At 44.2% G+C, this 14318-nt stretch carries 9 protein-coding genes; 2 read left to right on the forward strand and 7 right to left on the reverse strand.

Translation table 11 applies throughout. From position 1 onward, the window contains the following. Positions 1-27: 27 nt before the first annotated feature. Positions 28-5097 (forward strand): DUF6443 domain-containing protein, encoded by a 5070-nt coding sequence (locus tag CLV42_RS12410; protein ID WP_170117486.1) that lies wholly within the window; start codon positions 28-30, stop codon positions 5095-5097. Between the two features lie 32 nt (positions 5098-5129). Continuing rightward, the gene (locus CLV42_RS12415) at positions 5130-6077 is read left to right on the forward strand and encodes a transglutaminase domain-containing protein (RefSeq protein WP_106602235.1); all 948 of its coding nucleotides are present in this window, start codon (positions 5130-5132) and stop codon (positions 6075-6077) included. Positions 6078-6156: 79 nt separating this feature from the next. Here CLV42_RS12415 and CLV42_RS12420 read toward each other — a convergent pair whose 3' ends face one another. The 7 genes from CLV42_RS12420 to CLV42_RS12445 all read right to left on the reverse strand — a co-directional run bounded on the left by CLV42_RS12420 (position 6157) and on the right by CLV42_RS12445 (position 14303). After that, positions 6157-6624 carry a hypothetical protein gene (locus CLV42_RS12420; RefSeq protein WP_106602236.1) on the reverse strand — a complete coding sequence of 156 codons (468 nt, stop codon included), beginning with the start codon at positions 6622-6624 and terminating at the stop codon, positions 6157-6159. 301 nt (positions 6625-6925) lie between these two features. Then, the gene (locus CLV42_RS12425) at positions 6926-9421 is read right to left on the reverse strand and encodes a glycoside hydrolase family protein (RefSeq protein ID WP_106602237.1); all 2496 of its coding nucleotides are present in this window, start codon (positions 9419-9421) and stop codon (positions 6926-6928) included. Between the two features lie 29 nt (positions 9422-9450). Continuing rightward, a complete protein-coding gene (locus CLV42_RS12430; RefSeq protein WP_106602238.1) occupies positions 9451-11040 on the reverse strand; it encodes a M15 family metallopeptidase in 1590 nt (529 codons plus the stop codon). Between the two features lie 12 nt (positions 11041-11052). After that, positions 11053-11817 (reverse strand): hypothetical protein, encoded by a 765-nt coding sequence (locus tag CLV42_RS12435; RefSeq protein ID WP_211303436.1) that lies wholly within the window; start codon positions 11815-11817, stop codon positions 11053-11055. Next, entirely contained in the window at positions 11780-12055 is a 276-nt protein-coding gene (locus CLV42_RS12440; protein WP_106602240.1) for a hypothetical protein, read from the reverse strand. Before CLV42_RS12440 ends, CLV42_RS12435 begins: the two co-directional genes overlap by 38 nt. Next, positions 12052-12216, reverse strand: coding sequence for a hypothetical protein (locus tag CLV42_RS33900; RefSeq protein ID WP_170117487.1), 165 nt, complete (start codon positions 12214-12216; stop codon positions 12052-12054). Before CLV42_RS33900 ends, CLV42_RS12440 begins: the two co-directional genes overlap by 4 nt. A gap of 5 nt (positions 12217-12221) precedes the next feature. Beyond that, positions 12222-14303, reverse strand: coding sequence for a hypothetical protein (locus CLV42_RS12445; protein ID WP_106602241.1), 2082 nt, complete (start codon positions 14301-14303; stop codon positions 12222-12224). Positions 14304-14318 lie beyond the last annotated feature (15 nt).

The following is a 14318-nucleotide window of genomic DNA, read 5'->3' on the forward strand; positions in this document are numbered from 1 at the left end:
AAGTCTCCCACAAGTATACAAAATCCTATGCCTGTCCAGATCTGGGAAAAGTCTACTGATGGCACAAACTGGACTACAATTACAAGTGCAACTGGTAGTAATGAACTGCATGAGATAGCGACCATTGCCGGGACTTTTTACTACAGGAGAAAGTTTTCCATGAACTCTAATGAAGTTATAATATCTGTTGTGGAACGGTTAACGGGAGGCGAAATATCCGGTGCACAGTACATCACTCCCGGCAGTACTCCTGCAGCATTGGGAAATGTGACGGGTAGCAGCGGAGGTGCTGGTGGGTATACTTATCAATGGGAATCTTCCGACGATGAAACTAACTGGACAATTATTAATGGCGCCACGGCAATTACCTATCAACCAGGAGCCAATACTGCAACGAAGTATTACCATCGTAAGGTAACTTCAGGTGATCAGGAAAGTTATTCCAATACGATACAGATTTTTGTTAATAAGAATAGCGCGCAGAATGCGCCAGCTACTACTACGGTTAATACCACGGCTTTGGTTGCAAGTTTGCCCGGATACAGTGGCCTTGTGGCGGCTAATTTGCGGAAAACAACAGCGGTGGATATCCTCAAGCCCAATGTTGTGAGCTGGGAGAACCCTAACTCGCCGCTTTCTGATAATGATTACAGAAAACAAATAACTTATCAGGATGGCATTTCTCGTCCGATACAGGAGGTGTATTACAAACGTAGTAAGACTGGAAAAGATATAGTGTCGGTATCTGTTTACGACAAATTTGGTATTGAGAATATAACACCTTTACCGTACGTAGCCGCTACCGATGCAAATAGTGCAGGTCAATTTCGTACCAACGCTGCTGCAGAACAACCAGCCTATTATAACACGTTGACCGCGGGAAAGGAAGGCTATTTTTACTCTCAGTATAGCGAAGAGAATGCCGTATCTCCAAGAAGCAGCATCGGAAGTGGACCGGGTAAAAGATCTGCAGGAATAAATAAAGGCGCCAGATCTGAATTAAGAGTGAATACTGCTGCTGACAAGGTAAGAATATGGACCATTGGGGATAATGACGCCGACGCGCCATCCAGCAGCAGTATGTATGACGCTGGCGCGCTTACTGTAAGTGTTTATACGAATGATGAAGGAAATAAAGTGTATAACTATGTTGATAATGAAGGACGTAAAGTGCTCGAATCAATACAAAGAGATGGGTCGGATAAGCCTGGGGAGGGTGCAAGGACCTATTTCGTGTATGATGTTATTGGCAATCTTCGTTATATTCTTTCCCCATTGGCAACTGCATATTGTGTAGCTAATAACAGCTGGAATTTTTCAGGAGCAGGCACTGTATTGGATCAGCTTTCTACCAGATATTTATACGATGCCAAGGGCCGCGTGATCAGTATACAACAACCTGGGGCTAGTGAACCAACATACATGGTTTATGATAACAGGGACCGACTGATATTTACTCAGGACGCTAAGTTGCGCGCCAATAATAAAGGTGAATGGATACTTTTCTTTTATGACAACATTGACCGCCAGATAATACAGGCGATATATAAGAATACAAGTGCCACAAGGGCAAGTCTTCAATCCCAGATTGATGCTGCGACTGCTTCTACGAGAACACAATCTATTACCACACCTGCAATTTCAGATTTATATGTGGATAAGCGTGAAGGAGGAACACTAAATTATATTGCAAAGAACTCAATTCAGTTTATCGAGGGCTTTGAAACGACTGCAAATGATGAATTCACTACTATTATAGATCCCAATGCACCCGGAACGATTGAATCTATACCAGTAAGTACAATCTCCAATTTTGACTACGGTAATTACGAACCATTGGTAATTGCTTATTATGATGACTATACGTGGTCCGGAGCCGCAGCATTTAGCTCTGACTTTCAGGTAAGTGCGGGGAATAATAAATACCCGATTAACGTAGAACCCGATTATGCAGTAAAGGGAACAGTCACAGGGTATAAGGTGAAAGTACTAGACAGAAATCAATGGTTAGCAACAACATTCTTTTATGATCGATATGGAAATGCTATTCAGTCCCAGTCTGACAACATCAGTGGCGGAAAAGATATCCTTACATTACAATACGATTTTGCTGGCAACGTGCTTTCCGCATATAGTATAGTAAAAAATCCCCAGGCAGCTACGTTAAATGAAGTAAGGACGCGCGTCCGTAATGAATATGAAAATGGCAGGGTAAAGCAGGTATATCACGAAATCATGAACGGGCAGACGGTATCAAAACTAGTAGGTGAGTATGATTATGATGAATGGGGACGCGTCATACAGAATAAACTTGGGAGCATTGAAGCATTGCAGTATGACTACGATTTTCAGGGAAGGTTGACGGGTATTAATGCGGCGTATGCAAGGGATAAGTCAGCGGCTAACTACTTTGGTATGGAGCTCTCCTACGATAATGGATTCCAGAATGGAAGGACTGACGATAAATTATCTGGTGTGACCTGGCGTCGAAAAGGTGATCCTGATGAATGGCATGCTTATGGTTTTGGATATCACAGTGGTGGAGGACTAGCAAAAGCAGATTACACACAGAATACTGGTATTAGCTGGAGTAATGCAGACGTTGATTATAAGGTTTCTGGTCTGGAATATGATGAGAACGGAAATGTCGAAAAAATGAAGCAGGACGGTATGTTACTCGGAAAGGTGAAATCAGGAATAGATGATCTGCAGTATACTTATGACAACAATGGTTGGAGTAATACCTTGCTGGCCGTAGCTGATGGCAATGGAGACAAACAGCAGGGCGACTTTAAGGATGCAGCTCATACGGTAACGGAGTATATCTATGATGCAAATGGGAATCTTATCAGAGATCTTAATAAAGGTATTAATATTGTATATAATGCATGGCTGAATAAACCGGGGAAGATCACTTTCGATAATGATGCTACCAGAAGTATAAGTTTTGTATATAATGCCCAGGGTGAAAGATTACAGCGAATTGTTACAGATGGAGCTAATACATACACCTACACATACAACAGTGGGTATATTTATAAAAATGATAAATTACTGTTGTTCCCACAGCCGCAAGGTAGGGTTCGTGTAAATAGTAATGGTCAAATGATGTATGACTATTTCATTGCTGATAACAGAGGGAATATCCGTACTGTAATTACAGAAGAAACGAATGAAGTATACTATAAAGCATCGCATGAGGTTAACCCTCAGCCAATACCTGCTATTCCGGAAAAGGAAAGTTTCATTTTTCCAAAATACGTGGATGGAATACCGGCAGGGAATAAGTTTTATGACTACCTGGGAGCTGGTAGTAACAGACAGTTTGTGAAATTAAATAACAGTGATCCTGACAGAAAGATCGGTACAGCCAAGGTACTCAGAGTAATGGCAGGTGATAAAGTGGAGGTGGGCGTACAGTCTTATTATGCAAACAACTCTTCATCCAACAACACCCCAAATGATCTTCCCGAGTTGATTTTAAACCAGCTTATCAACTCTTTGCTCGGACCAGTTGCGATAATCCCTAATGGACACGACAATATTCTGCAGGGAACGGGAAACGGGCTTATTTTGAATAAGGATGACATGAAGACCTTCCTGCAGGATAAAAATACGGCTAATCCGCCGTCAGATGTTCCCAAGGCATACCTTAACTATGTGTTGTTTGACGACAATTTTAAGATGATTGATGGCAGCCCGCTAAGAGTATCTGTCCCCGGTGAAATTGTTCCGCTGGTAGGGCAGCTGGATGTTCAGAAGAATGGTTACCTGTACGTCTATTTGTCTAATGAAAGCAATACAGACGTTTATTTTGACGATCTTGTTGTAAAACATACCAGTGGTCATTTGTTACAGGAAGATTCTTATTATCCTTTTGGATTGCAGATAAGAGGCCTGAGTAGTCAGGCATTAAGCCGGTTGGAGAATAATTATCTCTATAATGGCATCGAGAAGATTTCGGAGTTTGATCTTGATATCTATGACGCAGCTTACCGTAATCTTGACCCACAGATAGGCAGATGGTGGCAGCCAGATCCTTTGCAGGAAAGCATGGTGAATTATTCTCCTTACAATAGTAACTTCAACGATCCGGTGAATTTTTCAGACCCTAATGGAGATTCACCATTAGGTGCGTTTCTGGGCGCTACAGGAGGCATGGTGGTAGGTGCAACTGCTGGCTATCTAATTGCAAGTAATAATGGCTATGATAAGAAGACGGTGACGGCGACAGGCGCTGTTATAGGGGCGGTTTTAGGCGGACTTGGGGGACAATATGGAGGGTCAATTCTTTCCGGAGATAACAGTGTGCTGAAATGTTTCGATAATTTCGGAAAACGCTGGATTGATGATCCAAATTTCTTTCAGAAAATAAGCGGAGCGGCAAAAAGGATTTTTGAACGAAGTGAAATAGGAATAGATGATGCGTCCAACCTGATGTTCAGGTTTAAAGCAAGTTATATTCCTAAACGTGCGCCGGAAAGGCTTCGGATAAATGTAGATATGGGGCTGATCAATATACCGGTGTTGCCTGTCCGGCCGTTAGTGCAGTTGACAGCAACACCACAAGCGCCACCAAGGCCGACATCGACACCTGGGGGTACTATGACAACGCCCGTTCCAAGAAGAGTAGTGCGTCCCCGGCCCAGACGCTTACCACCAATTACACTCCCACCGTTTGCTGCGCCCGGGCCTACTCAAACTGCCTGGATTACATTGTCTCAGGAGCAAGTGACTATGCTGGATCAGATAATCGCAATAGCAAGGTCGGCAGGAAGAACCCAAATTACAATTAATTACAATTCAACTATGGGCGAAGGAAATCTGAAAATAGGTACTAATTTTAGTCCAAGAGCAACAATGGAAGAAACCATTAATCCCCGAACCGGACTGCGCATTGAGAATATGCGAATCTACAAGGGACCATCCAGGTCAAGGCCTATGGTTCTTGACCAGCAATATGGAACTAATGGATGGAGTAATCTGATCCAACAGACGGTGAGAATGGCGAATTATCTCCGGAGTAGAGGAATGACGCCGACAGTCAATTTTGTACCGGATGCTTCTAGTAATAGGTATGACGCGACAATACAATGATTTAACAGCAAAATATTTGTGATATTTGTATTATGAAAGGATACGCTTTACTATTATGTGTCTTTCTTCTCATTGCCAGCGAGACCAAAGCACAAAAGGTTAATTATTCTTCTGTGGACGACTATGTGGCTAACATGAATGTCGATACTACAATGAAGATGGACAATCTTGTTAAGCTGATTACGCGGCCGTTCAATGATGAGCATCGTAAAGCAAGGGCTATTTTTGATTGGATTTGCCTTAATATTCACTACGATCATGCTGGATTTGAGGCAAGTCTGGAGAATCCCGAAGCTTATCCGTTTAAAATGCCAGACGAGGTACTAAAGAGGAGAATTGCAATTTGTTCAGAAATAAGTAGTCTTGCTAAAGAAATGTTTGGTAGGGCAGGATTGAAATGTGAGGACATTTATGGCGAAACAAGAACCTATTTTAGTAGTGGGCCTTTTGATCACGCCTGGAATGCCGTGTACCTGTCGGGAAAATGGTTCCTGTTTGATTGTACATGGGGAGGGGTGAACAATTATAATAAGATAAATTATTTTTACTTTCTGACACCACCAGAATATCTAATCGCTTCGCATTTGCCGAATGATATAAAATGGACTTTGCTCGAAAAAAATCCTACGCGGGACGAAGTTGATAGATTTCCACCGGTTTGGCCTGACTACTTCAGTTATTCAGAAAAACCATTCCCTCGTGATAAAGAAATAGTTTCGACCGACGGCAGCCTTCGTGTGACCAACTATGTAATAAAGGGTTTTGTTCAGGACATCCGCATTGTTGATAAGGATGAGCACTATATTCGATTTCGGCAAACACCGGTATTGAATACAGCTGGAGACACTACAGCGTATCAAATTAGTGGTTTGCAGAACGGAAGTTATACAATGAGAATATCCGGATTTGCGCTTGATCCAACACCCGGGACATTGTCAGAGGGTAAAAGAATGGTCGATTTCAACTTGTTTGTAAAATAGTGAAGTCCTATAAAAAAACTTTCAAGGTATGCTTGAAAGTTTTTTTTATAGATAATTTCTTTAACGGAACATCCAGGGATTAATAAATTTCAACAATCACCATATCCACTTTATTGAACAGGAAAGTATCCTCCGCTTTCTTATGTAACAGTAATTTCGCAAGCGGGGCATCCGGTGAAAGAAAGAAAATAATCTGATCATCAATCACCTGTTTACCCAATCCCGCTGCAATAAAGAAAGCATATTGCTGACATTTTACCAATGCTCCCGTTTGAGCGGTAGTATAAACGATATCTGTATTTACTTTCTGTAATTTGTCAAGCTCCCTGATGTTTTCAGCCAGTTGCCTTGCATACATATCCTTTTCCAGGTGGCCCATCGCTCTTCCAGTTTCGTATTTATCACCCGCTGAACTTTTGTCTTCGCTATTAGCTGCCTCCTGTGCACTATCAACAGCCGATTTCGCTATGGTGATTCGTTCTGTTATCAGTAGCTCTCCAGTCTTTTTTAACCTGGTTTTAAAGGTGATCATTTCCTCGCGTGTCATAAGCTGTTGATTGAATACCGGTTCAATTTAAGAAAAGCTATTGAATGTTGTTGTCAGCCGTAGCCGTTATTGAGTGTATCAGTTTAAAAATAAGATCAGCCTTGATCAATCGTGTCTTTAGGAAACGCCAATGATATAAATAAGGGCACTCACAATGTAACATGTCGTGATTTAAAAATAGAATTGGAGGATTAAATTCCCGGGATGAGAAATTAATCCTCCTGTCAGATGTGCTTAAAAAGATTATAAACGGCAAATACTGCCGGGTGCCAATGGCATCAATTCCAGTGGAAAAGTATTGCTACAACGCCTGTATATGCAAATGATCCAACGCATCAGCAAACAGGTACCTGATATTTGCACCTCTTGCCTGAGCATTGCTGATAGCTGTACGCAGGGTGTTCCTGGACGTTTCATTGGTAATATGTCCGAGATCACCGTTTGTGCTACCGGTAGGGGAGTGTTCATTCCATTGATTGGGCAGGAAGAAATTGCCGGTGGTATTCAGGTTCTGGTATTCCGGAAGAAGGGTAGGCGGCTGCGTATTGGCATATACGGTGATATGCCTGTTATAGGTAGCAAAGTCATGGTCTGCACCTGCACCATCCGCGTAAGGCGGTCTTGGCAATCCCAATGCATAACTGCCCGGAGCCAGGTTATTAATAGCTGCTACTACGGCATCCAGGCATTGCTGCTGATTACGAACGTCAATTCGCTTGCCATCAATATGAGTAAGATCAACAGCAGTGCCATTGGAATGATGAGAAGATGCCGGCCGGATATAACTGAGAATGCCAAAGGCCGGATTGGCGCTGCTATTATGGTCCAGAGAGAAATAGAGCATCTGTGAAATACTTTGCAGCAGGCTCAATGACGGCGTAAATGTGTTATTGTTAAGTGTATATGTGCCATTAGCCCTTATCTGTTCCAGTTGTTGCCGGATATTGGCCGGAATAAGGACTCTTCCGGGATTGGACAGTATATCCCCCGCCGCGTCCTGTACGGTAAGTCCTTTGGCAGTGGCAAAGCCATTGATGCTTTGTGCTGCTGATGGCGCAGGAGTAGCGGCATCGAAACGCAGGAGATTATTATGTTCTATGATGGAGATGAGAACATTCGCATAGTTAGGATCAGTCGCATAGCCTGCACGTGCAATCTCACGGGCAAACTGACGTCCGTCATCGGTATGATTGAAGGCTTCGCGGTATCTGCTATTGTTGACGAGGAAATTGCCATGGTCATTGAAACTTTCCACTGCATTGGCATAAGCCCTGAAATTATCTTTTACTCTCCAGCGATAGCGTGTGTTGCCGTTACCATCTGTAAATTGTTCAATGGATATGATCTCGGGATAAGGATGACGACTCCGATCGTTGTCACTATGGATCTCGGTAGTGGTCAGGAGCTGTTTTTCCCCGGTCCATGACGCACCGGCCTTGATACCGAAGAAATTAAAGCGGGGAGCATGTCTGCCCCAGCCAGATTCCAGCGCGGCCTGCGCCAGTGTTACTGAAGCAGGTACACGGGTCTGTCGCATGCTGTCTGTTGCATTCTGTGCATATTGCTGTATAAAATCATCCTGCACAGTAAGATCATTGGAGAAGAATGCACGGTTTTCCAATGAGAATGATTGTGAGCTGCTGGCGCCACCGTTCCACATTTCTATCTCCGCATTACGGCGGTTAATCAGTCCCTGGGAGTCCACCAAGGCCCCGTTCTGTCTGATCTTCACCCATTTCCTCATTTCTGTTGGAACTGCACCGTAGTTCCCTTCATTAAGCAGCCTGCGTAAAGTGGATTGCTTAAAGTTAGCAGATCCGATATTATAGACAAAGCTGACAAGTGCATCAAACTGATTTTGGTTCAGTGTTACAGATACCTGTTGATTGATCGTTGTCTGGAATGCACTTACTCTATCCATCAGCAGTTCGGTCGCCCGCTGATCTGTGACACCATTGTCGTAAGGCTGTTCTGAAGCAGCGCCGTTACAGTTCCCTTTATGTATCAACGTACCATAGCCGATGGTGCAATGGCCTGCCTGATCATTGTACTTTCTTGCCCTGAAGCCTTCCAGTCTTTTGATAAGATCAACACCACTGGTAGACAAGGTAGAGAATGATATGGCTGTATTAAAAGCAGAGAGAGAATGAGCTGCGGATACGCCTGCCGGCCAGTGTACGATCTGTATCCTGCCATCCCAGTCCTGGCTGACGCGTACCTCCCGTTCGAATTTCACAAGGAAGTCAGCAAATTTCTCCGGATAGGTAGTGCCTGTAGCTGGATCTATGATGGTCAGCGTAGTACCCTGAGGAGTACCATCGCCTTTGATAGCGGTCATGATGCGGGCATGAATGCCAAATTTGGCATCAGAACCTTCTGCGGTAGTGACCCATAAGGGACCAACATTACGCATAAGTTGTTCCCAGCCAGAAATGGTTAAACTCTGGGGATATTTGAATTCGAAGCCGGCTGCATTCAGAAAAGGCACCTTTTCTGTAGCCAATAACCACTGATTGGCTTTGAACTTTGCAAGATAGGTCGCCCCGATTGCGCCTATTGCAGTCTCAATAGCAGTAGAACGGTGGTCCCGCCAGGAAATCATCATTGTTGCCACTGTAGCCCAGCAAACAAGCCCGGAAGGCTGTTTAATGACATCCACTGTGCCGGGGATCTCATAATCCACTGCATCGAATGAATTAGCAAATCTTTCCACAATAGAAGCAGATCTGGCATAACCATTTTGTCTGCGTCTTCCGGCGCCAAGTAGGTTGCTTACTTCGAAGAAACGATTTTCCATTTTAGATCGGATTGAGTATCGTGAAAAAATTACAGTGTTTTACCTAGTTCAAAATGCATCCCATCCTTCTTGCCTTTGAAATGCCCGCCCCAGAAGAAGCCCTGCTGATTAGCGATGGCTACCAGCTCTCTTACACATCCTTTTTGTCCCATCAGGGCAGGTTCCTGACCAAAGCCATTGGTGCCTGCATTGATATCAAAAGCGGTACCCCAGGCATGATTACTGAGTGGTCTCGGAGATCTGTTCTGTGTGCCCCGGATAAATCTTGCAGCATAACCTCCTTCAAAGGTCAGGATCCTGTCCAGTAGTCCTGCCGCTTCCCATGCCGCCCACAGGGCTTTTAATCTTTCTTCTCCGGCTTTATGGAAGTTGATGATGCCATTTTGGATGACCTGGTTGCCGATCTTTTTGCCATTCAATTGAGGGATGCTTACCCTTACAATGTTATCTGCAGCCCAGTTGTTCGTTACCCGGATGCCGTCTCCACCGAAGGTGGAAGGATCTGGTTCATAAGTGAATGTGCCGAATGTGGCGGCACGTTCCGCAGTGGTTAACGGACGGATACTAGTAGGCCGCGGCGGCCAGTTGGGGCCACTGGTATCCGGAGGACTCATCTGCAAACTGGGCGCTTGTTCCGGAGTAACGGTAGCTACTGGTTGCTGGCTGTGGTACCTGTGGATATCGTCAAGGTCATTCAGAAACTCCAAAGGGTTTGGTTCTTCTTCACTTTTCTTATTGACTGGCGCCGGAGCGTTTTTTCTGGCAGGAGCAGGCGGAGGTGGGGTTTCCGGGATCTTGTCAAAATCGTCGAACCGGTTAGTAAGTTCCTGTGCATCTACCTGGATAGTACCCAGATTGTACGCATTGGCAAACTTCATATTTTGCGCAATGCGGTCAAATATGGCGTGTTCATTCTTAGAAGCGGGATCATTACCTTTCGGCGTTGAAGGTTCCTCAATTGATTGTTGTTTACCTACATCTTCCCGGTTGACAGTCTTCTTTGCGGAAGGATCATAGACCTTCTTACCGGAAAGAATGGCCTGCAGATCATTTACGATCTCTTCTTCCCTTGAGGAAAGAGAACCACTGCCCTGCGTCGGTGATTCAGGTGCGTCATGCCCCCGCATTTGTTTGATGTCTTCCAGTAAAGATGCTGTATCCGGCGCTCCATCAGCATAATCTGCCCCTGAAACAGCCGGTGTTGTTGACGACGAAACAGCCTGGTCTGAAATAGCCTTTTCCGTTGAGAAGGGGTCGAGTACATTCGTTAACAGGTCCTGATTCTCGCTCACCGGTGATGGAGTAGGAGGTGTATATACTGGAACGTATGTATTCTCTTCGGCTGTCGATGATTGTAACACATACTCTTCAAAATAAGTTTCATCATTCACAGCAGATGCCTGTACTACATACTCTTCGAAGATCTCTCCGTTACTATCTGTAGATGCCGCCACAACATATTCTTCAAACGGAACATTGTCTTTAACGGTGAGCACTTCACCGTTGTCAAAGCTTTGTGTCAGCGATTTCTGCTTTTTCTTTTTAGGACGATGATGCCCGCCGTAATAATCACGGAGCAGATCTTCATAGCAGGAGTAAGGAGTATGTTTCTTCTTCATATGCCTGTACGTTTAAAGTCTGATATTCATTTTCACGAGGGTGTAAGGATCGAAAGTCATGATCAGTTCAGATTCCTGCTGCGTGATGTGATCTTTATTCAACAATATTTTCAGTTCATTGGCACTGAACTCCATCACTTCAGCAAGTGTATTATTGATGACGGTTACCGGTGCATACTGTTTGTCTAACGTCAGATTCTCTCCCCGCACATGCAAATATGGCCTCTTATCTTCATCCAGCGAAAGACTTACCGCCGTCACTTTGGGGGGTGTTTGATTTCTTCTTGATTTCTGTATCTGGTTAGCCAGTGTTTTATAATCGATCTCGTTGTCGGTAGCGCGTTGTATATCTACCTGTTTCTTCTCTACAGCCTGCAGATCATCTACAGAGCTCACACCCAGTTTACGTAGCTTCTTCTGGGTTTTAGTATCTATCCCGATCTCTTCTATCTTGGTATCGTTTTTCAGTCCTGACATTTTGGTGGTGGCCCTTACCTGCTGATCGGTAATAGAGCCGAGTTGGATGTTGACTTTGGATGCACCTTCCTGACCTGGTTGGGCTGTAATGAACCTGATCTGATCTCCATCAAAGGTGGGGAAGATATTAAGGTCGATAGCGAGGTCCTTGACTGTATAGGTCAAAGGTTTATTGATAGCTTTGATAGCCAGTGTTTCACGCGTTTTGTCCAACTCTACTACAAGAGAGTCGACAAAATCTTCCAGGTTCCAGTATTTGTTATCATTCGCCATCTTCAGATGCTGTATATTTTTCAGCATTTATAGTAATGCTGTGATAGGATGGACGGAAGCTCGTATCTACCCTGTACAAGGGAGGTACAGTACCGATCCTCACTGTTCCATCCTCATTTGTGCTGATGTCCAGTTCTATGGGAGTACCGATTTCTATTTCGTATATATAGCTATGCACCCCGCTATCCTCGTCTTTGAAGTCACCAGGAATATCCAGTATCTTATCAATGATACTGTTCAGTGGCAGAAAGGCTTCATCCATCATGACGGATTGGTTTTGGTAACAGGATTCAGCACAACCTTGACATTCAGTTCTATATCATATCCATCAAATACATATTCAACATCAGGAGCTGTATGTGCTTCTTTTGCCGGTGTTTCTTCGCTGTCGTCTTCCGACATACCATAGTAAAATGGATATTGCATAAGCGTTATTGATTATTAGATTTAATACCAAGTATTCTTACACTGACAGGCAGGGGGAATTTCACTTTCGTGCTGCTGATTTCATTTACATACCCGTCCGGTGTAAGTGAATCAACTTTGCCCAGTGTGATCTCGAACAGTTTGAAGACAGGAACGACCCATACCATACCCTGTTCATAAGTCCTGCCTTTCATCTTAATGTTATAGATCATCTCCGCAAGATTAGACTTTGCGAAGCCTGTGTTTTTAAGCGCTGTCAGTTGCTCATTGTCCAGTGGTTTGTTACCATCCCATCCGTCCAGCAGCTTATTTAATTCTGTGATGCTAAGTTCTATACCAGCTTTCATTCTGCCGGATGTAGTATCCGTCAGGCTTTCCTTATCTTTTGTATCAACCGACATTTTAGTACCGGTAATACCATTCGCAGTATGTTCTGCGGAAAGTGATACTGTATAACGGGTGTCTGCATTTAATTCCCAAAGAGATTTTGATTTACCGAGGGAAGGAGACTGCCATATCTTGTTCCAGAAGGAGCGGTAGACCTTCATGTCTGTCAGCTCTTTTTCTGCGGATACTGCTTCTCCCTGTTGCTGCACAAAATAATTTTGTACGAACACGGCAGGAGTATTGCCGATGGCTTTGTATTCTTTTCCACTGGAAGTTCTCCAGCGTATTTCTGCGAATATTTCCAGGTCTTTATAAAGCGGCAGATTCAATAACTCGTTTTTCATGAATTCAAAATCCACACTTGTATTGGCCTGAATATCTTTCTTTTTAAAAGTTTTTTCCAGCAACAGCTGATGGCTGACGGGATCTTTAAAATAGAAAGTATAGATTGCTTTGGGCAGGGGATTTTTCGGTGCTTGTCCGACGTTCAACTTTATTTTAAACAACAGTTTGTCTGCCTGTTGCAGCAGCAGCTGCTGCTTTCCATTGTAAGAAGAAAGTTTCAATGATTCGAATGTAAGTATGACTCCATTGCTCAATGTATAAGCCGTGTTGTTCTGCATCAGTGAATGTGCGGTAGCTACTCCCGCAGGCGGTGCTGCAGGCGTAGCAGCAGGTTGTGCATTCTGCAATTGTGCAATCAGTTGGGCCAATACCGCAGGATCAATATTGGGTGCTGCTCCGGGTTGCTGATTTTGCAGGAGTTGTTGCAGCATTAACCGTTTTTGCACATCACCTGCCAGGGTGGTCATGAGCTGATTATTCGCCTGCAATGTTTGCAGTTTATGTTGATTCGCGGCATTGATCAGTTGCGGTAGCAGCTGTACACCCTGCTGGATAAGTGGCCCTGCCAGAGATGCCAGCAAGGCATCATCGATGCCGAAAACAAATGGTTTAGAAAATTGGTTGTCTCCCCGGGACTTGTCGCGATCAGAACAAATATCAGCACAAAACCTGTTGTCGTATGCTTGAGCTGTGCTGATGGATTGTTGTCCGCTGAGTCCGGGAATAGTGGGAGCTACAGCCCGCATGATGGCGCCCAACAGGCCAGTCAGCATATTGGTAGGACTCTGTGGCGAAGCATTTCCTCCAGATGCAGGGGTATTGCTTCCCGCATTAGCTGCGGGAGTCAGCAGACTGATTGCCGCAGGCAATACCGCGCGCACCAGACTACCCAGTATATCTTCTATAGACGCCTGTTGAGAGAGGTATTGCTGCTCATGAGAGATATTCCTGATGGGGTTGAAGGCTGTAGTTTGCATATCAATACTTGCTGAAGATGAAATATTAAGACGTCCTGTATTTACATGCTGGAATCCTACCGGGACTCTGATCACGTTAGATACAGCAGGAGAAGTCCCATCCCTGTCTTTCGCACTGAGCAATTGTATGTAACAGTTCTCGCCGTCAAAGTAGTTTTTCGGTATCCTGATTTCCTCCTGACTGTCGCCCAGAAAAGTGAGTTTTTTCTTTTGTTGAAAAGGAGTGACCTTATGGATCTCATCCACCCACTTGATTCCTGCCCTGTCAATTATCTGCCTGCCTATTTTAAAACGATACCAGTTATTGGTACCAATATCTATCGTGAAACGATAGTTTTGGCTGTCTGCGGATTCCCATTGTAAAATTGCCAGGGCCATAGCAAGTAATTATTA

This window comes from Chitinophaga ginsengisoli (genome assembly GCF_003014595.1).
GTDB lineage: Bacteria > Bacteroidota > Bacteroidia > Chitinophagales > Chitinophagaceae > Chitinophaga > Chitinophaga ginsengisoli.